General features: G+C 60.4%; 16 protein-coding genes. 15 read left to right on the top strand and 1 reads right to left on the bottom strand.

Annotated features, from left to right (window positions below):
* Genes ftsL through CFBP6623_RS09480 form a run of 11 tightly spaced genes read left to right on the top strand, consistent with a single transcriptional unit; the run spans position 1 to position 12,731 of the window.
* A complete protein-coding gene (ftsL, locus tag CFBP6623_RS09530) occupies positions 1-555 on the top strand; it encodes a cell division protein FtsL (RefSeq protein WP_046798057.1) in 555 nt (184 codons plus the stop codon).
* Positions 555-2,297, top strand: coding sequence for a peptidoglycan D,D-transpeptidase FtsI family protein (locus tag CFBP6623_RS09525; protein ID WP_046798058.1), 1,743 nt, complete (start codon positions 555-557; stop codon positions 2,295-2,297). Before ftsL ends, CFBP6623_RS09525 begins: the two co-directional genes overlap by 1 nt.
* A 59-nt stretch (positions 2,298-2,356) precedes the next feature.
* On the top strand, positions 2,357-3,817 hold the full coding sequence (locus CFBP6623_RS09520; RefSeq protein WP_046798059.1) for a UDP-N-acetylmuramoyl-L-alanyl-D-glutamate--2,6-diaminopimelate ligase: 1,461 nt from the start codon (positions 2,357-2,359) through the stop codon (positions 3,815-3,817).
* Positions 3,814-5,247 (top strand): UDP-N-acetylmuramoylalanyl-D-glutamyl-2,6-diaminopimelate--D-alanyl-D-alanine ligase, encoded by a 1,434-nt coding sequence (locus CFBP6623_RS09515; protein ID WP_046798060.1) that lies wholly within the window; start codon positions 3,814-3,816, stop codon positions 5,245-5,247. The genes CFBP6623_RS09520 and CFBP6623_RS09515 overlap by 4 nt, the downstream gene beginning before the upstream one ends.
* Positions 5,248-5,270: 23 nt before the next feature.
* Entirely contained in the window at positions 5,271-6,371 is a 1,101-nt protein-coding gene (gene mraY / locus CFBP6623_RS09510; protein WP_046798061.1) for a phospho-N-acetylmuramoyl-pentapeptide-transferase, read from the top strand.
* Positions 6,372-6,374: 3 nt separating this feature from the next.
* Entirely contained in the window at positions 6,375-7,784 is a 1,410-nt protein-coding gene (murD, locus tag CFBP6623_RS09505; RefSeq protein WP_046798062.1) for a UDP-N-acetylmuramoyl-L-alanine--D-glutamate ligase, read from the top strand.
* Between the two features lie 5 nt (positions 7,785-7,789).
* Positions 7,790-8,944: a putative lipid II flippase FtsW gene (ftsW, locus tag CFBP6623_RS09500; protein WP_046798063.1), complete on the top strand. Its 1,155-nt coding sequence runs from the start codon at positions 7,790-7,792 to the stop codon at positions 8,942-8,944.
* A gap of 6 nt (positions 8,945-8,950) precedes the next feature.
* Positions 8,951-10,087 carry an undecaprenyldiphospho-muramoylpentapeptide beta-N-acetylglucosaminyltransferase gene (gene murG / locus CFBP6623_RS09495; protein ID WP_046798064.1) on the top strand — a complete coding sequence of 379 codons (1,137 nt, stop codon included), beginning with the start codon at positions 8,951-8,953 and terminating at the stop codon, positions 10,085-10,087.
* Entirely contained in the window at positions 10,084-11,499 is a 1,416-nt protein-coding gene (gene murC, locus CFBP6623_RS09490) for a UDP-N-acetylmuramate--L-alanine ligase (protein ID WP_046798065.1), read from the top strand. The genes murG and murC overlap by 4 nt, the downstream gene beginning before the upstream one ends.
* A complete protein-coding gene (murB, locus tag CFBP6623_RS09485; RefSeq protein ID WP_046798066.1) occupies positions 11,496-12,461 on the top strand; it encodes a UDP-N-acetylmuramate dehydrogenase in 966 nt (321 codons plus the stop codon). Before murC ends, murB begins: the two co-directional genes overlap by 4 nt.
* Before the next feature lie 6 nt (positions 12,462-12,467).
* On the top strand, positions 12,468-12,731 hold the full coding sequence (locus CFBP6623_RS09480) for a hypothetical protein (RefSeq protein ID WP_046798067.1): 264 nt from the start codon (positions 12,468-12,470) through the stop codon (positions 12,729-12,731).
* A 167-nt stretch (positions 12,732-12,898) separates the two neighbouring features.
* Here the strand turns inward: CFBP6623_RS09480 and CFBP6623_RS09475 are convergent, their stop codons facing one another.
* Positions 12,899-14,203: an MFS transporter gene (locus tag CFBP6623_RS09475; RefSeq protein ID WP_080841953.1), complete on the bottom strand. Its 1,305-nt coding sequence runs from the start codon at positions 14,201-14,203 to the stop codon at positions 12,899-12,901.
* Between the two features lie 543 nt (positions 14,204-14,746).
* Between CFBP6623_RS09475 and CFBP6623_RS09470 the strand changes: the two genes are divergently transcribed.
* The 4 genes from CFBP6623_RS09470 to ftsZ all read left to right on the top strand — a co-directional run bounded on the left by CFBP6623_RS09470 (position 14,747) and on the right by ftsZ (position 19,762).
* A complete protein-coding gene (locus tag CFBP6623_RS09470) occupies positions 14,747-15,673 on the top strand; it encodes a D-alanine--D-alanine ligase (protein WP_046798069.1) in 927 nt (308 codons plus the stop codon).
* Positions 15,661-16,593: a cell division protein FtsQ/DivIB gene (locus tag CFBP6623_RS09465; RefSeq protein ID WP_052760216.1), complete on the top strand. Its 933-nt coding sequence runs from the start codon at positions 15,661-15,663 to the stop codon at positions 16,591-16,593. The genes CFBP6623_RS09470 and CFBP6623_RS09465 overlap by 13 nt, the downstream gene beginning before the upstream one ends.
* Positions 16,590-17,921, top strand: coding sequence for a cell division protein FtsA (ftsA, locus tag CFBP6623_RS09460; RefSeq protein WP_003522206.1), 1,332 nt, complete (start codon positions 16,590-16,592; stop codon positions 17,919-17,921). The genes CFBP6623_RS09465 and ftsA overlap by 4 nt, the downstream gene beginning before the upstream one ends.
* 92 nt (positions 17,922-18,013) lie before the next feature.
* A complete protein-coding gene (gene ftsZ, locus CFBP6623_RS09455) occupies positions 18,014-19,762 on the top strand; it encodes a cell division protein FtsZ (protein WP_046798070.1) in 1,749 nt (582 codons plus the stop codon).
* Positions 19,763-19,799: the final 37 nt, after the last annotated feature.

Genomic DNA, 19,799 nt, shown 5'->3' with positions numbered 1-19,799 from the left:
ATGCTGCGTACTTTCGATGTCATCTTGATGGGGGTCATGGTCGCGGCGGCCGTCGTCACCTATTCGATCAAGCACAAGGCCGATCTGAAGCTCGAAGAGGTCCGCAAGCTCGAGGCCGAAATCAAGCTTGAAAAGGATACGATCGATTTGCTGCGGGCCGACTGGGCGCTCTTGACGCAGCCGAACCGTCTGCATCGTCTGGTCAATGCCTATCAGGACGAGCTTGGTCTTTCGCCGACGCTGCCAACACAATTGGCGCAGCCGCGCGAGCTGCCCATGCTGCGCTCGCAATTGCCGCAACCGCCTGAGCCGGAAGGCATGAGCGTCGAGGATGTGATTGCCGCCGCCGTCAACGGTTCCAAGCCGGGCGCGACGCTTGGCGCGGCCACCAAAAAGAAATCGCCGCCGGCGGGCCAGATCGCCGCCAATGGCGCCCCGGTTCCGACGCCGCGGGCACGCGTTTCCCGTCCCCCAGCGGCTCCGGCCGTCTCCGCCGTTGCCGGTGATGAAACCGATGACATGGATGACACGATAACAGGATCGGTGAACCGCTGATGTCTTTTCTCTCCCGCGTCATGGTTTTGAAGAGCAAGGCTCATTTTTCCGCCAGCACGACCGGCGTTTATACCGACCATGCGGCTTTCGAGGGCGCCCGCAAGAAAAGGGCGGCGCAGGCGAAGAGCCGCGTCGGCCTGATCATTTTCGGATTCGTCGCTTTTTACGGCGTCGTGGGCGGTCGTCTGGTGCAATATGGCATGGCGGAACAGGAAACCGTTTCGAGCATCGCGCCCGCAGACCGGCTGATGGCGTCGCGCCCGGACCTTCTCGATCGCAACGGCGAGGTTCTCGCCACCGATATCCGCACTGTCTCTCTATTTGCCGAGCCGCATCGCATTGTCGATATCGACGAGGCGATCGAGAAGCTGCGCACCGTTCTGCCTGATCTCGATCAGCGCGGCACCTATCAGAAGCTCACCTCAAATTCCCGTTTCCAATGGCTGCGTCGTCAGTTGACGCCCAAACAGCAGAGCCAGATTCTGGCGCTCGGTATTCCCGGTGTGGGGTTCCGCCCGGAAAAACGCCGGTTCTATCCGGGTGGGCCAACGGCTGCCCATGTCGTCGGTCATGTGAACATCGACAATCGCGGCGTGGCGGGTATGGAGCGTTATGTCGACAATCAGGGACTTGCCGATCTGACGGCGCTTGGCATGACCAGCGATCAACCGCTGGAACCGGTAAAGCTTTCGATCGATCTGCGCGTGCAGTCCATCGTGCGTGAAGTCGTAACGTCGGCGATCGCCAAGTTCCAGGCAATCGGTGCCGGCGCCGTGGTGCTGGACGTGCATACGGGTGAAGTCCTCGCCATGGCCTCGGTGCCGGATTACGATCCGAATAACCCGGCCGAAGGGGCGAAAGAGGGCTGGCTCAACCGCATGTCGAACGGTACGTTCGAAATGGGGTCGACCTTCAAGTCCTTCACCATCGCCATGGGCCTCGATTCGGGTCGTGTGCGTCTGGGTGACAGTTTCGACGCCCGTTATCCGATCCGGATCGGCGGTTTCACCATCAAGGACTTCCACGGCAAGAACCGCGTTTTGTCGGTCCCGGAAATCTTCCAGTTTTCGTCCAATATCGGTACGGCCAAGATCGCCGACACCGTGGGCACCGAAGGCCACAAGGAGTTTCTGACGAAGCTTGGACTTTTGACCCGCATGCAGACGGAATTGCCGGAGGTAGCGCTGCCATCGCAGCCGCGTGAATGGAAGAAGATCAACTCCATCACCATTTCCTTCGGTCACGGCGTTTCGACGACGCCGCTGCAGACGGCGGTTGCCGGGGCTGCACTCGTCAACGGCGGCAAGCTGATCGAGCCGACCTTCCTGCCGCGCACCCGCGAACAGGCCGATATGGTGGCAAAGCAGGTTCTGAAGCCCACCACCAGCAAGGACATGCGCTTCCTGTTTGAATGGAACGGCGTGAACGGGTCCGGCCGCAATGCGCGCGTCGACGGTTTTAACGTCGGCGGCAAGACCGGCACGGCGGACAAGGTCGTCAATGGCCGTTATGTGCGCGACAAGAACTTCAACGCCTTCCTGTCGGCTTTCCCGATCGACGACCCGCAATATGTGGTGTTGACCTTCATTGATGAACCGAAGACGGACAAGGGCAATGGCGCAGCACTCGCCGGCACGTCCGCAGCGCCGATGGTGCGCGATATCATCGCCCGCACGGCGGCAGTGCTGGGTGTGAAGCCGAAGTTCGGCAAGGATGGCTCGGCCTTGCTCGTGTCTTATTGATTGTTAGAGCTTATGATGTTCCGGCGATTCGCGCCGGGGGGACAAGACGGACACAGTCGATGAATTTGCGAGATATATCCGGAAACGCGTTTCCGGAATTGAAAGAATTGCTCCTGTCTGAGATCGGGGCGATCGAAATCGGGGGAATAACGGCAGACAGCCGCAAGGTTCAGCCCGGCAGCCTGTTCGTGGCGGTTGCGGGCACGAAGGCGGATGGTGCGGCCTATGTGAAGGACGCGGTTGCCAAGGGTGCGGTTGCCGTCGTTTCTGCACATGCGGCGCAAGCTGACGTGCCGGTGCTGGCCGTTACGGACCCGCGCCTCTATCTCTCCCTTGCCGCAGCCCGGTTCTACGGAAAACAGCCTGAAACCATGGTTGCCGTCACCGGCACGGCTGGAAAGACCTCGGTCGCCTCTTTCGTGCGGCAGATCTGGGCCTTTGCCGGCCATGCCGCCGCACAGATTGGCACGACGGGTGTCATTGCGCCCGGCCGCGAGGATTATGGCGCGCTGACGACGCCCGACCCTGTGACATTGCATGCACTTCTGGCCGAGCTTGCCTCCGAAGGCGTAACGCACGCGGCGATGGAGGCTTCGAGCCACGGCCTCGACCAGCGCCGCATCGATGGCGTGAAGCTTGCAGCGGCCGGTTTCACAAATCTCGGCCGCGATCACATGGATTATCATCCGACCGTTGAGGACTATATGGCCGCGAAGATGCGGCTGTTCGACACGTTGATGGAAAAAGGTGCGCCGGCGGTGATCTTTGCCGACGATCCCTGGTCGCAGCAGGCGATCCGCGCCGCGGGTGATGCGGGCCTTGATATTCGCACTGTCGGCCGCAAGGGCGATTACCTGGCGCTGAAACGGGTGGAGCATTTCCGTCATAAACAGATGATCGAAGTGCATCATGACGGCGTGATTTACGAAGTCGATATTCCGCTCGCTGGCGATTTTCAGGTGGCCAACGCTCTCGTGGCGGCCGGCCTTGCCATGTCCACCGGCGTTTCCGCCACTGTAGCGATGAAGGCGCTTGAAAAGCTGATCGGCGCTGCCGGTCGTCTGGAACTCGTGGGCCAGACGAAGAACGGCGCGCTTGCCTATGTGGATTATGCCCATAAGCCGGATGCGCTGGAGAATGTACTGACCTCGGTCAGACCTTTCACTTCAGGCCGTATTATCACCGTCTTTGGCTGTGGCGGCGACCGCGACAAGGGCAAACGCCCGATCATGGGTGAAGTAGCGACGCGGCTTTCCGACATCGTCATCGTCACCGATGACAATCCGCGCTCGGAGGATGCCGCAACGATCCGGTCCGAAGTCATGGCGGCGGCGCCGGGTGCAGTGGAAATCGGCGACAGGTCGCAGGCGATCCACCATGCGGTGTCGCTGCTTTCAAACGGCGATACGCTGATCGTCGCGGGCAAGGGGCATGAAGAGGGGCAGATCGTCGGTTCCGTGACACTGCCGTTTTCCGATCATGAACAGGTGCGCGCTGCGCTGGAAGGATTGAAGATTTGAGCTGGTTATGGACAGTCGCCGATATGATCGCCATCACGGCAGGACGCCCGGTGGGCAACCTGCCGACCGGAATCACCGGCATTTCCATCGACAGCCGGACCGTTAAACCCGGAGAGGCCTTCTTCGCCATCAAGGGTGATCGGGTCGATGGCCATGATTATACCAGCTTTGCCGTTGCAAATGGTGCCGGCCTTCTGGTCGTGGCCGAAGGCAAGCTGCCAGCGCTCGGCCGGCTGACCGTGCCGATGATCGTGGTGGAGGATGTTCTCGCCGCACTCGGCAAGCTCGCAATTGCAGCACGTGAAAGAACGTCGGCGCGCATCATCGCGGTGACCGGTTCGGTCGGCAAGACGACGACGAAGGAGATGCTACGGCAGGCTCTGGAGCCGTCGGGCCGGGTTCACGCGGCGGTCGCTTCCTTCAACAACCATTGGGGTGTGCCGCTGACGCTGGCGCGCATGCCCGCCGATACCGAATTCGGTGTGTTCGAAATCGGCATGAACCATTCCGGCGAAATCCGCCCGCTGGTGAAGATGGTGCGCCCGCATGTGGCGATCATCACCACCATCGCTGCTGCCCATCTCGGCAATTTCAAGAACATAGAAGAAATCGCAGCCGCCAAGGCGGAGATATTCGAAGGTCTGGAGGAGGGCGGCTCCGTCATCCTCAACCGCGACAATGCCCAGTTCGAGCAGCTTGAAGAGGTCGCGCAGGAACAGGGCATCGAGCATGTTCTGACCTTCGGGCAGCATGCAAAAGCAGATTTCCGGCTTGCCGATTTCGAAAGCACGCCTTCGGGTTCAACCATCTGGGCGATCGTGAACGGTGAGACCAGCGAATTGCACCTGAACGTTCCCGGTCGTCACATCGCCGACAATGCCATGGCCGTGCTTGGTGCTGTTGCCGTGACCGGCGCCAATCTCGACCGGGCTTTTGAGGCGCTTGGAACACTCGAGGCGGTGAAAGGGCGTGGCCAGCGCCACCGCCTGACAATCGACGGCGGCTCCTTCCTGTTGATCGACGAGAGCTACAATGCCAATCCGGCCTCCATGCGGGCAGCGATTGCCGTGCTGGCGGAAACCGAAACGCAGGGCCACGGCCGACGCGTTGCAGTTCTCGGCGACATGCTGGAAATGGGTGAATTTTCCGCGCAGCTGCATGAGGAGCTGGCCGGGCCGCTGCTTGCGGCGGGTATCGAACATGTCTGGCTGGCGGGAGAGGCGATGGCCGCTCTTCGCGATGCGTTGCCGGATAGCGTCACCGTCATCTGGTTCCCGACAACAGTGGAACTCACCGATTTCGCCCTGCAATGGGTGCAACCGGGAGACGCGCTCATGGTAAAATCGTCACTGGGGCTTGGTTTCGGCAAGATTGTCGCCGCCCTGCTTGACAAGTATCCGGCATTCCCCGAGACGGAACGCCAAGTCTGAAATAGCCTTTTGAAAGGGCAAATATGCTGATCTGGCTCGTCGAACTGTCGGATAAAGTTCAAGTCTTCAACCTCTTCCGGTACATCACCTTCCGGGCGGGTGCCGCAATGTTCACCTCTGCGTTGATCGTCTTCCTGTTCGGGCCGGCAATCATCAACTCGCTGCGCGTTCGCCAGGGCAAAGGCCAGCCGATCCGCGCTGACGGGCCGCAGACCCATTTCAAGAAGGCCGGTACCCCGACCATGGGCGGGCTGATGATCCTTGCAGGTATTCTCGGCGGTTCGCTGCTCTGGGGTGACCTGTCGAATGTCTATGTCGTCGCTGTTTTGATGGTGACGCTCGGTTTCGGCGCAATCGGCTTTTACGACGATTATCTCAAGGTGACGAAGCAGAGCGACAAGGGTTTTTCCGGCAAGGCTCGTCTCGGCATCGAATTCGTGATCGCGGCGATTGCCGTGTTCTTCATGATGAAGATGGCGCTTGCTTCCGCGCCGCATGGCGGCACGCTCGGCAGCTCCATCGCTTTTCCTTTCTTCAAGGAATTCGTGATCAATCTGAGTTATTTCTTTGTGCTGTTCGGTGCTTTTGTCATCGTCGGTGCCGGCAATGCGGTGAACCTGACGGATGGCCTCGATGGTCTCGCCATCGTGCCGGTGATGATCGCTGCTGCCACTTTCGGCGTGATTGCCTATCTCGCCGGCAACGCGGTTTTCGCCAATTACCTGCAGATCAATTTCGTTCCCGGCACCGGTGAACTTGCCGTCATCGTCGGTGCGGTCATCGGCGCGGGCCTCGGTTTCCTGTGGTTCAACGCGCCGCCCGCCGCCATCTTCATGGGCGATACGGGTTCGCTGGCGCTTGGCGGCCTCATCGGCTCCATCGCTGTCGCGACCAAGCATGAGATCGTCATGGTCATCGTCGGTGGCCTGTTCGTCATGGAGACGCTGTCGGTCATCATTCAGGTGTTCTGGTTCAAGCGCACCGGCCGGCGCGTTTTCCTGATGGCGCCGATCCACCACCATTTCGAGAAAAAGGGCTGGACCGAAAGCCAGGTGGTTATCCGCTTCTGGATCATCTCCGTGGGTCTCGCGCTGCTTGGCCTCGCCACCCTGAAGCTGAGGTGAGCGATGATCCCGGTCACGTCGTTCAAAGGTAGGAAAGTCGCCCTCTTCGGGCTTGGCGGTTCAGGTCTCGTCACGGCCCGGGCGCTGGTTGCCGGTGGTGCGGAAGTCATCGCTTTCGACGACAATCCCGACAGCGTTGCGAAGGCGCAGGCCGAAGGCATCACGACGGCGGACCTTCGAACGATAGACTGGCCCTCGTTTTCTTCCTTCGTTCTGGCGCCCGGCGTGCCGTTGACGCACCCAAAGCCGCACTGGTCGGTGGACCTTGCGAAAGCAGCGGGCGTTGAGATCATCGGCGATATCGAGCTTTTCATTCGCGAGCGCCGCGCCCATGCGCCGGATTGCCCCTTCATCGCGATTACCGGCACCAACGGCAAGTCCACGACGACGGCGCTGATCGCCCATATTCTCAAGGCATCCGGCCGCGATACGCAGCTCGGCGGCAATATCGGCACGGCGGTGCTGAGCCTCGATCCGCCGAAAGCGCAGCGTTTCTACGTTGTCGAATGCTCGTCCTACCAAATCGATCTCGCACCGACGATTAATCCGACCGCCGGCATTCTTCTCAATCTCACACCGGATCATCTCGACCGGCACGGCACAATGCAGCATTATGCCGACGTCAAGGAACGGCTGGTGGCGGGGAGCAACACTGCGATCGTCGGTGTGGATGACAGCCATTCGACGCTGATCGCCGACCGCATCGAGCGCGCTGGCGTCAAGGTGGAGCGCATTTCCAAGCGCAACGTCGTTTCCGAAGGTCTTTATGCCGAAGGCAGCCGCATCCTGCGGGCACATGGCGGCACGTCGTCGCTGCTGGTCGATCTCGACGGTATCCAGACGCTTCGTGGCAGCCACAATGCGCAGAACGCGGCGGCGGCAATCGCTGCCTGCCTTGCGGTCGGCGTTTCCGAAGACGAAGTGCGCGCCGGTCTCAAATCTTTCCCGGGCCTCAAGCATCGCATGCAGCCGGTCGGACGGCGTGGCAACGTCACCTTCGTCAATGACAGCAAGGCGACCAATGCGGATGCTGCTGCACCGGCGCTTTCGAGTTTCGACCGCATCTACTGGATCGCCGGCGGTCTGCCCAAAGCGGGTGGTATAACCAGCCTGTCGCCGCTGTTTTCGCGCATCGCCAAAGCCTATCTGATCGGTGAAGCGGCGGCGGAGTTTGCCGCGACACTCGGCGAGGCGGTGCCATATGAAATATCCGGCACGCTGGACAAGGCTGTGCAGCATGCGGCAGCAGATGCGGAGAAAGATGCAACGGCCGGCAATGTCGTTATGTTATCCCCGGCTTGCGCAAGCTTCGATCAATATAAGAACTTTGAGATCAGAGGTGATTCGTTCGTCGCACAGGTTGCGGCGCTCGACGGCATGACGATGCTCGTTCACTCTGGAAAAGGGGGCTGAAGGCCATGGTAAGCCGAGTTGATCGCGGTCCGGTTGCGGAATGGTTCTGGACTATCGACCGTTTCTTTCTGGCGGCGTTTGTCGCGCTGATGGGCATCGGCCTGATGCTGTCCTTTGCGGCGTCGCCTGCGGTTGCCGAGCGTATCGGCCTCAACAGCTTCTTCTTCGTCGAACGTCAGGCGATGTTCATGGTGCCGTCTCTGGCGATCATGGTCGGCCTTTCTTTCCTGTCACCCCGTCAGGTGCGGCGTGTGGCGGTCATCATGCTGATCGCTTCGCTGTTGATGATGATCTTCGCGCTGTTCTTCGGCATCGAGGTCAAGGGCGCGCGGCGCTGGATTTCCATCGGCACCTTCTCAATCCAGCCTTCGGAATTCATGAAGCCTGCCTTCGTGATTGTCTGCGCCTGGCTGTTCGCCGAACGGGCGCGTCACCCGGAAATTCCCGGCAATCTCTTCGCCATCATCACTTTCGGCATCGTGGCGGCACTTCTGATCGCCCAACCGGACTTCGGCCAGACGATCCTGACCTCGGTGGTCTGGGGCGGCATGTTCTTCATGGCGGGCGTGCCGTGGTTCTGGATCATCATGCTCGGCGGTGTCGGCGTCGGCGGCATCATCTCCGCCTATCTGATGCTGCCGCACGTGGCCGGCCGTATCGACCGTTTCTGGACCGGCGAAGGCGATACGTTCCAGGTGGATACGGCGCGTGAGGCGATCATTCGCGGCGACTGGTTCGGGCGCGGACCGGGCGAGGGCATCGTCAAGCGCATCATTCCCGACAGCCATACCGACTTCATCTTCTCGGTGGCGGCGGAAGAATTCGGCATCATCTTCTGCATGTTCCTGGTGGCCATTTTCGCCTTCATCGTGCTGCGCGGCCTGTCGCACGCCTTCAAGGAAAAGGACGATTTCTGCCGTTTTGCCGTGGCCGGTCTCGTGCTGCAGATCGGCATGCAGTCGATGATCAATATCGGCGTCAATCTGGAGCTGATGCCCGCCAAGGGCATGACGCTGCCTTTGATTTCCTATGGCGGTTCGTCGATGATGGCGATCTGCGTGACCGCCGGCTTCCTTCTGGCGCTGACACGCCACAGACCTGAAAAGCGGGCGCAAGAGCGCAGCTTCTTCCGCGTCGGTTCCGGCGTTCCAGCGGAGTAAACGATCATGAGCAAGGGTATTGTTCTTCTTGCCGCCGGTGGAACCGGCGGCCATGTGTTTCCGGCAGAGGCCCTGGCGCACACGCTGAAAGCGCGTGGTTATCAGGTGCATCTCGTCACCGACAGCCGCGCCGAGCGTTATGCCGGCAAGTTTCCGGCGGATGAAATTCATGTGGTGCCGTCGGCCACCATCGGCTCGAAAAACCCGATTTCCGTGGTGCGTTCGCTCTGGAAGCTGTGGGTAGGTCTTCGTGCGGCGCGTCGGCTGGTTACGAAACTGAAGCCGGTCGCGGTTGTCGGCTTCGGCGGGTATCCCACCGTGCCGCCGCTTCTGGCATCGACCGGACTTGGCGTTCCCTCAATCATTCATGAGCAGAATGCGGTGATGGGCCGCGCCAACAAGGCGCTGGCAGCGCGGGTGAAGGCAATCGCCGGCGGTTTCCTGCCGCCTGCCAATGGCCAATATTCCGACAAGACGGTGGCGACCGGCAATCCAGTGCGCCCGGCGGTGCTGGCGGCCTCTGAAATTCCCTATACGCCATCGCAGACGGGGGAGCCTTTCCAGCTTGTGGTTTTCGGCGGTAGCCAGGGCGCGCAGTTCTTTTCGAGCGCCGTTCCGGCAGCGATCTGCCTGATGAAGGACGAGCAGCGCAAGCGCGTCGTCGTCACCCAGCAGGCCCGGCCCGAAGACAAGGACAGCGTGATAGCCTCCTACCAGAAGCTTGGTGTGAAGGCTGACGTTTCACCCTTCTTCGGTGACATGGCTTCGCGCATCGCCGAGGCCGATCTCGTCATCAGCCGCTCTGGCGCTTCGACGGTGTCGGAGCTTTCCGTGATCGGTCGTCCGTCGATCCTCGTGCCCTATCCGCATGCGCTCGATCACGATCAGGCGGCCAATGCGGCCGCACTTTCGGCTGCCGGCGGTGCAAGCGTCATCAAACAGGCGGAACTGTCGCCACAGAAACTCTCCGGCCTGCTGTCGTCGGCGCTTTCGGAACCGGATCGTCTTTCCTCAACGGCAGCGGCGGCCAAGGCAACCGGAAAACCGCATGCGGCGGAAGTGCTGGCCGATCTGGTGGAGGCGATTGCCGAAGGCCGGTCCGTACAGGAATTTAAAAAGAATAATGAAGGAGTTGGGGCATGAAGATGCCGAAAGCCATAGGCCTTGTCCATTTCATCGGCATAGGCGGGATCGGCATGAGCGGCATTGCCGAAGTGCTTCACAATCTCGGCCATCGCGTTCAGGGATCCGACCAGTCCGATAGCGCCAATGTCCAGCGCCTGCGCGACAAGGGCATCGAGGTTTTTGTCGGCCATACCGCAGATAATCTCGGTGATGCAGAAGTTGTGGTTGTTTCCACCGCCATCAAGAAGAACAATCCGGAACTGATCTCGGCGCGGGAGAAGCACCTGCCGATCGTTCGCCGCGCCGAGATGCTGGCCGAGCTGATGCGTTTCCGCAATGCCATCGCCATCGGCGGCACCCATGGCAAAACCACGACCACCTCCATGGTCGCGACCCTGCTGGAAGCCGGCAATCTCGATCCGACCGTCATCAATGGCGGCATCATCAATGCCTATGGCACCAATGCCCGCATGGGTGAGGGCGAGTGGATGGTGGTGGAGGCCGACGAATCCGACGGTACTTTCCTGAAGCTTCCGGCCGATGTGGCCGTCATTACAAATATCGATCCCGAACATCTTGACCATTACGGCAATTTCGATGCCGTGCGCGCCGCATTCCGGCAGTTCGTTGAAAACGTGCCGTTCTACGGCTTCGGCGTCATGTGTCTCGACCATCCCGAGGTTCAGGCGCTCGTTGGCCGGATCGAGGACCGCAAGGTCATCACCTATGGCGAAAACCCGCAGGCGGATGTGCGGTTTTCGAATGTGCGCATCGACGGCACGCGGTCCATCTTCGATGTGGAAATCCGTCGTCGCCGCACCGGCAAGATATTTTCCTTCACGGATCTCGTTCTGCCGATGCCCGGCCGCCACAATGTTTCGAATGCGACTGCGGCGATTGCCGTCGCCAATCGTCTCGGTATTTCGGAAGCCGACATCAAGAAGGGGCTTGCCTCCTTTGCCGGCGTCAAACGCCGCTTCACGTTGACAGGCGAAGCCAATGGCGTGCAGGTCTTCGACGATTACGGTCATCATCCGGTTGAAATCAAGGCTGTGCTGGCCGCGGCGCGGGAGGCCTGCAAGGGGCGCATCATCGCCGTGCACCAGCCGCACCGCTATAGCCGTCTTTCCAGCCTGTTTGACGATTTCGCGCATTGCTTTAACGATGCTGACACGATTATTCTTGCTCCGGTCTATGCCGCGGGCGAAGATCCGATCGAAGGCGCAAGTTCGGAAGCGCTGGTGTCGGCCATCAAGGCTGCCGGCCACCGCGACGCCCGTTTTCTCGAAAAGCGGGAGGACCTTGCGTCGCAGCTTGCAGCCATTGCGAAACCGGGTGATTTCGTGGTTCTCTTGGGGGCTGGGAATATCACGCAATGGGCAGCGGTGCTGCCTTCGGAATTGAAGAGCATATCAGGAAAGTCTGAATGAGACAGGTCGATGGGGTAAAATTGCTGGGGAGGCTCGGCGACGGGGTAAAGGAATTGCGGGGACGTCTGACACCGGATGCGCCCATGGACCGCGTGACGTGGTTCAGAGCCGGCGGTTTGGCGGAAGTCATGTTCCAGCCGCACGACACTGATGATCTTATTGCCTTCCTGAAAATTCTGCCGGAAGACGTGCCGTTGACCGTGGTCGGCGTCGGCTCGAACCTTCTGGTGCGCGATGGCGGCATTCCGGGCGTCGTCGTCCGTCTGTCCGCCAAGGGTTTCGGCCAGGTGGAGCTTGCCGGCGAGAACCGTATCAAGGCTGGCGCGATCTGCCCCGACAAGCATATTGCCGCCATGGCCATGGATAACGGTATCGGTGGGTTCCATTTCTTTTACGGCATTCCCGGTTCCATCGGTGGCGCGCTGCGCATGAATGCCGGCGCCAATGGCGGCGAGACACGCGATCGCGTCGTGGAAGTCTATGCGGTCGACCGGCAGGGTAACCAGCATGTGCTTTCCAATGCCGATATGGGCTATAGCTACCGCCATTCCGGCGCCGATGCCGGCCTGATCTTCACCGGTGCGCTGTTTGAAGGTTATCCGGAAGACAAGGCGAAAATCCGCGCCGATATGGACGCCGTGCGCCATCACCGCGAAACCGTGCAGCCGATCCGCGAGCAGACGGGTGGTTCGACCTTCAAGAATCCCGAAGGTCATTCGGCCTGGGAGTTGATCGACGAGGCGGGTGGCCGCGGCCTGGTCATCGGCGGCGCGCAGATGTCATCGCTGCATTGCAATTTCATGATAAATACCGGCCATGCGACCGGCTACGATCTGGAATATCTCGGCGAGACCATCCGCAGGCGGGTATTCGAAAAGTCGGGCATTCGGCTGGAATGGGAAATCAAGCGCCTTGGCCTGTTCATGCCGGGTCGGGAAGTGGAGCCTTTCCTGGGGGCTTGAGAATGGATGGCCGGTGAAGGCGCAACGGTTGAAGATGAGCGGGAGCGGCGCCGGCTGGACATTGTTTCCAACGAGCGCCGCAAGCTCATGGCCAATGCGCTGGATCGGTTGTCTACGGCCTTTATTGCCCTCGGCGTTGTCGGTCAGGCATTGTCGTTGACGCCGGCCTCGACGAGTATTTTCAGTATCGTTGTCATGACAGGTTGGATTTTAGGGGCTGTTATACTACATTTGATAGCAAGACGTGTGCTTGGAGGCCTAAGACTATGACCTCGCAGATATTCATCTGGTACGTGTTTCCCTGGCTAGTCTCGGCGATAGGCTTGTGCTGGTTGGCTTACGACCACTTCAAACATCCGGGGCGCTGATAGACACCCAAATAAAAGCCCGCGAAACGACAGTTTCGCGGGCTTTTTTGCTGTCAGCATTTATGCGGCTCAGACTTCGTCCTTGCGGGACAGAAGAATGCAGGCAAGCGTGATGATGGCGGAGACGCAGAGGTAATAACCGACGTAGCCCATGCCGTAATTCACCTGCAGCCATGTGGCGATATAGGGCGCCAGCGATGCGCCGAAGATGCCGGCCATGTTGAAGGTGATGGACGAGCCGGTGTAGCGCACGCGGGTCGGGAAGGGGGCGGCGAGCGCCGTTCCGATCAGGCCATAGGTCATGCCCATCAGCGTCATGGCCAGAGCCGCGAAGACGAAGATCGAACCTTCGCTGCCGGTCATCAGGCTGGGTAGCAGGAAGGAGAACAGGCCGATCAGCACTGTCGTCAGGATCAGGATTTCGCGACGGCCGAATTTCTCCGCGAGCTTGCCGGCGGCCGGGATGAAGATGCCGAAGACGATGGAGCCGAGGATCTGCACTTCCAGCGCGTCAAGGAACGGGATTTTCAGAACCTTGACGTTGTAGGACAGAAGATAGGCGGTGCCGATGTAGAAGAGCACGAAGGTGGCCAGAGCCACGAAGGTGCCCAGCACGAGGCTGCGCTTGTGGTTGCGGAACAGTTCCGCGACCGGCACGGCCACACGTTCTTCCTTTTCAATGGCTTTCTGGAAGTCGGGCGTTTCGGTGATCGAAAGGCGAACCCACATGCCGACTGCGATCAGGATGATCGAGGCGACGAAGGGAATGCGCCAGCCCCAGCTTAAGAGCGCTTCCTGCGACATGAAGTGCAGGAGGATCCAGAACACGCCGGAGGAGAGGAACAGGCCGACGGGTGCGCCAAGCTGCGGGAACATGCCGTACCAGCTGCGCTTGCCCGGAGGTGCGTTTTCCGTGGCGAGCAGGACCGCGCCGCCCCATTCGCCGCCAAGGCCGAAGCCCTGACCGAAACGGCAAAGCGCGAGCAGCAGCGGCGCAAGAACGCCGGCGGTTTCATAGGAGGGCAGGAGGCCGATCACGACCGTTGAAACACCCATGGTCAGAAGGGCGGCAACGAGAGTTGTCTTGCGGCCGACGCGGTCACCATAGTGGCCGAAGACGACAGCGCCGAGCGGGCGGGCAAAAAAGGCGATGGAGAAGGTGGCGAAGGACGCCAGAAGTGCCGTCATCGGATCGTTGTTCGGGAAGAACAATGCCGGGAACACGAGCACTGCGGCCGTGGCGTAAACGTAAAAATCGAAAAACTCGATGGTCGTGCCGACCAGGCTGGCAGTGAGAACTCGTGCAGGCGAATTTGTCTTTACAACGTTCGAATTGCCAGCTGTCGACGATACCGGAGATATCGCGTCAGTCATGGTTTGGGTTCCATTTCAGATGATTGGAATGTCATGCCTTGGGAGGCAGGGACTGCGTTAACGCAATTTTTGTTCTTATGGAATGTTAAAAAAGAAATAATGCAAATAATGTGATCTTTGAAAGCAACGGGTCTGATGGGCGGCCTCCGGATGCGATTCCGTGATTGAGAGACTGATTCAGGCCGCGGATTTAAAACGCTGAAACGTCAGATAATTTTCACTGGGGAAAAGCGCCGTTCGTTAACGTTTCGGTCTTGCTTTCAGCGGGGAGCGGCAGGCGCGCTGGCGGGGCTTTATTTCCGATCATTGAAAACCTGCATGTTGCAATCCATGCAACTCTCTGATTCCAAGGAGGGAATCCGGATCGATGCTGATTCTTTAATGGAACTCGGCATGTTGGGCGCGGTGGTTAACGAAAGTAAACGATTCATTAACCTTAATGGCGTTTAACTGATCTCAAGGGTCATGTGCCAGAATCACCGTCCGTCAAATTCGGTCGGTTCGGGCGTGGTTCGTAACGGAGAGTTGGTGTCAGAGGGTTCGATGGGCGGCAAGCACGTAGCTGTTCTTTTGGGTGGGTTTTCGTCGGAGCGGCCGGTCAGCCTCTCGTCGGGCAACGCTTGCGCGCTTGCGCTGGAAGGCGAGGGCTACAAGGTCACCCGGGTCGATGTAGGGCGCGATGTCGCTGCCGTTCTCGCGGAACTGCGCCCGGACGTTGCCTTCAATGCGCTGCATGGCCCCTTCGGTGAAGATGGCACCATTCAGGGCATTCTCGAATATCTGGCCATTCCCTATACCCATTCCGGCGTGCTGGCTTCCGCGCTCGCCATGGACAAGGCGCAGGCCAAGAAAGTTGCTGCCGCCGCCGGCATTCCGGTTGCTGCCGAGCGCGTCATGAACCGCTTCGATTTCACCAGCGAACACCCGCTCGCGCCGCCCTATGTGGTGAAGCCGGTGCGTGAAGGTTCGAGCTTCGGCGTCGTGATCGTCAAGGAAGACCAGTCGCATCCGCCGCAAATCCTCACCTCGTCAGAATGGCGCTACGGCGATCAGGTCATGGTCGAACGTTATATTCATGGCCGCGAACTGACCTGCGGCGTGCTTGATGGCGAGGCGCTTGGCGTCACGGAAGTGGTGCCGCTCGGTCACAATTTTTATGATTATGATGCGAAATATGCGGCTGGTGGCTCGAAACATGTCATTCCCGCAGAAATTTCACCGAAAATTTACCAAAAAATTCAAACACTGGCGGTTATGGCGCATCGGGCGATCGGGTGCCGTGGCGTAAGCCGTTCAGACTTTCGTTACGACGACCGCTTCTCAGAAGATGGCGAAGTTATCTGGCTTGAAGTGAATACACAGCCGGGCATGACGCCGACCTCCCTGGTGCCGGAAATGGCGGCCCATGCTGGCCGCTCCTTTGGTAACCTTGTCAGCTGGATGGTGGAGGACGCTTCGTGTTTGCGGTGACCGGCAAAAAGTCGACGGCAAAAAAGCGCGAGCAATATGCGGCGGCGGCCAGTGCCGACGATCGCAGGGTGCTGCCGCGTCCGCTGCGTCGCTTCGTGCGTTTCGGTGTCAGCCTTGCGACCGGACGCATTCACATTCCCGCCCATACGGGTACGATTTCGGCCATCGCTTTTTACGCGGTGACCGGGCTTTACGGCATGTCGCTCGGCGGCCACACCAACATCGTCACCCAGACCACGACATCGGCTGCGGGCTTTGCGGTTGAAGACGTGAAGGTCTCCGGCAATCGCCAGACGTCGGAAATCGAAGTCTTCCAGCTTCTCGGCCTCGATGGCAGCACCTCGCTCATCGCGCTCGATATCGATGCGGCGCGCCGCAAGCTCGTGCAGCTTCCCTGGGTGGAAGATGTCGATATCCGCAAGGTCTATCCCAAGACCGTCGAGGTTCGCCTGAAGGAGCGTGAAGCCTTCGGCATCTGGCAGCACGGAACGGAACTGTCGCTGATCGAAAAAAGCGGCAGCGTGATTGCTCCGCTGCGTGACAATAAATTCGCCGAGTTGCCACTGTTTGTCGGACGTGATGCGGAAACCGGTGCTGCCGGTTTTGTCGGGCAGCTGGCCGACTGGCCGGAAATCCGCAACCGTGTCCGTGCCTATGTCCGCATTGCCGGCCGTCGCTGGGATCTGCATCTCGATAACGGCATCGTGGTCAAGCTGCCGGAAGAAAACTTGCCGCAGGCGCTGCAATTGCTGGCGCGGCTCGACCTCGAGGAAAAGGTTCTGTCGCGCGATGTCGCCGCGGTCGATCTCAGGCTCGCGGACCGCACCACGATCCAGCTGACCGAAGGGGCGACAGAGCGCCGTCAGGCCGCCGTCGATGCGCGCACCAAGGCTCTCAAGAAGGCGGAGAAGAACACATGAGCTTATTCGGTTCTTCCCATTTCGGCCTGCCTCGTCTGAAGCCGCTTTCCTCCAAGCGTAGCCACATCGTCTCGGTGCTGGATATCGGCTCGACCAAGGTCGTGTGCATGATCGGCCGGCTGACGCCGCGCCAGGAGAGCGAAATCCTGCCCGGTCGCACCCACAAGGTCGAAATCATCGGCATCGGCCATCAGCGTTCGCGCGGCGTGAAGTCAGGCGTGATCGCCGATCTCGACGCGCTGGAAGGCGTCATCCGTCTTTCGGTCGATGCGGCCGAACGCATGGCGGGGCTTACCGTCGACAGCCTGATCGTCAATGTTTCGGCAGGACGGCTGGCGAGCGATATCTATACCGCGAGCATCGATCTCGGCGGACAGGAAGTGGAAGCAAGCGACCTGCGCAAGGTTCTGGTGGCGGCAAGCCAGCAGTCCATGCGCCAGGACCGGGCGATCCTGCATTCGCTGCCGACGGGCTATTCGCTGGATGGCGAGCGCGGCATTCGCGATCCGCTCTCCATGTATGGCGACCTTCTTGGCGTCGACATGCATGTGGTGACAGTTGAACGCACGGCGCTGAAGAACCTCGAGCTTTGCGTCAATCGCGCGCATCTTTCGGTCGAAGGCATGGTGGCGACGCCCTATGCCAGCGGTCTTGCGGCGCTGGTGGATGACGAAGTCGAACTCGGCTGTGCGGCCATCGACATGGGCGGCGGCACCACGACAATCTCGGTTTTCGCCGAAGGCCGGCTCATTCACACCGATGCGATCGGCCTTGGCGGCCATCACGTCACCACAGATCTTGCACGTGGCCTCTCGACACGAATCGAAGATGCGGAGAGACTGAAGGTGGTGCATGGTTCGGCTTTGCTGAATGGCGCGGATGAGCGCGACATGATTTCGATCCCGCCGATTGGCGAAGATGATCGCGATCAACCATCGCAAGTTTCAAGAGCACTTGTAACCCGCATCGTGCGGGCGCGTATCGAAGAGACGCTGGAATTGATCCGTGATCGCATCCAGAAGTCCGGCTTCAGCCCCATCGTCGGCAAGCGCGTTGTCCTGACCGGCGGCGCGAGCCAGCTGACGGGGCTGCCGGAAACGGCACGGCGCATTCTCGCCCGCAACGTTCGCATCGGTCGCCCCATGGGCGTGGCCGGTCTTCCGGTAGCGGCAAAGGGACCGGCATTTTCAACCGCCTGCGGACTGATGATCTATCCGCAGGTGGCGGACATCGAAATTCATGCGGCGCAAGGCGGAATGTTCTCGCCGTTTGGTACGGGTAGCGGCCGGATAGCCCGGGTGGGGCAATGGCTGAAAGAGAGTTTTTGAGTGGCCTCGTGGCGTAAGCCGGAGGTTTCAGAGTTGAGTTTTCAAGAATCGGCCAGCGGGGCGATGCGGCCAGAGAAAGAAGGAATGGTAAAATGACGATACAGCTGCAAAAGCCTGATATCACCGAGCTGAAGCCACGCATCACCGTTTTCGGTGTTGGTGGCGGTGGCGGTAACGCTGTCAACAACATGATCACGGCCGGCCTCCAGGGTGTCGACTTCGTCGTCGCCAACACGGACGCGCAGGCACTGACCATGACGAAGGCAGATCGGGTCATCCAGCTCGGCGTCAACGTCACCGAGGGTCTCGGCGCCGGTTCCCAGCCGGAAGTCGGCCGTGCCGCCGCTGAAGAATGCATCGATGAGATCATCGACCACCTGAACGGCACCCACATGTGCTTCGTCACCGCCGGCATGGGCGGCGGCACCGGCACCGGTGCTGCACCTGTCGTCGCACAGGCGGCCCGCAACAAGGGCATCCTGACGGTCGGCGTCGTCACCAAGCCTTTCCATTTCGAAGGCGGCCGCCGCATGCGTCTTGCCGAACAGGGCATCGAGGAACTGCAGAAGTCCGTCGATACGCTGATCGTCATTCCGAACCAGAACCTCTTCCGCATCGCCAACGACAAGACGACCTTTGCCGACGCCTTCGCCATGGCCGACCAGGTTCTCTATTCGGGCGTTGCCTGCATCACCGATCTGATGGTGAAGGAAGGTCTCATCAACCTCGACTTCGCCGACGTCCGCTCGGTCATGCGTGAAATGGGCCGCGCAATGATGGGCACCGGCGAAGCTTCCGGTCCGGGCCGTGCAATGCAGGCTGCGGAAGCGGCAATCGCCAACCCGCTGCTCGACGAAACCTCGATGAAGGGTGCTCAGGGCCTGTTGATCTCCATCACCGGCGGTCGCGACCTTACCCTGTTCGAAGTCGACGAGGCTGCAACCCGTATCCGCGAAGAAGTCGATCCGGATGCCAACATCATCCTCGGCGCAACCTTCGATGAAGCTCTGGAAGGTCTCATCCGCGTGTCGGTCGTCGCCACCGGCATCGACCGCGTTGCGGGCATTGGCGAACAGAATGTTGCCGAAATGCGCGCTGCTGCCGCCAAGCCGCTTATCCGTCCTTCCGCGGCCGTTGCTTCTGCTCCGGCCGCAGTTCAGCCTGCCCAGTCAGTATCGCAGGCACCCAAGACCGTAGACCCGATCGCCCAGACCATCCGTTCGGCGGAAGCTGAAATGGAACGCGAACTCGGTTTCGCCGCTCACCAGCAGCCGTCTCAGGATTTCCGTCCGCAGAGCAAGCTGTTCGCATCGTCCCCGGCTGAAGCGCCGGCTCTGCGTCCGGCCCAGCCGGTTCAGCAGGCCGCTCCGGCCCCGATTGCTCCGGCACCGGTCTACCACGCTCCGGAACAGGTTGCCGCCCCGGCACCGCGCATGCAGCAGCCGCAGGCTCCTGTCTATCAGGAACAGGCGCCGGTTGCCCGCCAGCCCGAGCCGGTACGTATGCCGAAGGTTGAGGACTTCCCGCCGGTCGTGAAGGCCGAGATGGATCATCGTGATCGCGCTACTCCGGTTGCACAGGAAGAGCGTGGCCCGATGGGTCTTCTGAAGCGCATCACCAACTCGCTTGGCCGCCGCGAAGAGGAAGAAGTTCCCTCCGACATGATGGATGCGCCGAGCATGGCGCCGCAGCGCCGCGCGCCGCTTTCGCCGGAAGCCAGCCTCTACGCACCGCGTCGTGGCCAGCTTGACGACCACGGTCGCGCAACGCCCGCATCGTCCAGCCATCATGATGACGACCAGCTGGAAATTCCGGCCTTCCTGCGCCGCCAGTCTAACTAAAGGCGATTCCATCCGCCTCTCCAAACGCCCGGGTTTC

Source organism: Agrobacterium tumefaciens, from assembly GCF_005221385.1.
GTDB classification, from domain to species: Bacteria; Pseudomonadota; Alphaproteobacteria; order Rhizobiales; family Rhizobiaceae; genus Agrobacterium; species Agrobacterium tomkonis.
The sequence above is the reverse complement of the archived record's forward strand: the minus strand, read 5'-3'. Positions and strand labels throughout refer to the sequence as shown.

Excerpts from the sequence above, each read along its gene's own strand:
- ftsL (WP_046798057.1), top strand. The coding sequence starts at position 1 with ATGCTGCGTACTTTCGATGTCATCTTGATGGGGGTCATGGTCGCGGCG.
- CFBP6623_RS09525 (WP_046798058.1), top strand. The coding sequence starts at position 555 with ATGTCTTTTCTCTCCCGCGTCATGGTTTTGAAGAGCAAGGCTCATTTT.
- CFBP6623_RS09520 (WP_046798059.1), top strand. The coding sequence starts at position 2,357 with ATGAATTTGCGAGATATATCCGGAAACGCGTTTCCGGAATTGAAAGAA.
- mraY (WP_046798061.1), top strand. The coding sequence starts at position 5,271 with ATGCTGATCTGGCTCGTCGAACTGTCGGATAAAGTTCAAGTCTTCAAC.
- murD (WP_046798062.1), top strand. The coding sequence starts at position 6,375 with ATGATCCCGGTCACGTCGTTCAAAGGTAGGAAAGTCGCCCTCTTCGGG.
- ftsW (WP_046798063.1), top strand. The coding sequence starts at position 7,790 with ATGGTAAGCCGAGTTGATCGCGGTCCGGTTGCGGAATGGTTCTGGACT.
- murG (WP_046798064.1), top strand. The coding sequence starts at position 8,951 with ATGAGCAAGGGTATTGTTCTTCTTGCCGCCGGTGGAACCGGCGGCCAT.
- murC (WP_046798065.1), top strand. The coding sequence starts at position 10,084 with ATGAAGATGCCGAAAGCCATAGGCCTTGTCCATTTCATCGGCATAGGC.
- murB (WP_046798066.1), top strand. The coding sequence starts at position 11,496 with ATGAGACAGGTCGATGGGGTAAAATTGCTGGGGAGGCTCGGCGACGGG.
- CFBP6623_RS09480 (WP_046798067.1), top strand. The coding sequence starts at position 12,468 with ATGGCCGGTGAAGGCGCAACGGTTGAAGATGAGCGGGAGCGGCGCCGG.
- CFBP6623_RS09475 (WP_080841953.1), bottom strand. The coding sequence starts at position 14,203 with ATGACTGACGCGATATCTCCGGTATCGTCGACAGCTGGCAATTCGAAC.
- CFBP6623_RS09470 (WP_046798069.1), top strand. The coding sequence starts at position 14,747 with ATGGGCGGCAAGCACGTAGCTGTTCTTTTGGGTGGGTTTTCGTCGGAG.
- ftsA (WP_003522206.1), top strand. The coding sequence starts at position 16,590 with ATGAGCTTATTCGGTTCTTCCCATTTCGGCCTGCCTCGTCTGAAGCCG.
- ftsZ (WP_046798070.1), top strand. The coding sequence starts at position 18,014 with ATGACGATACAGCTGCAAAAGCCTGATATCACCGAGCTGAAGCCACGC.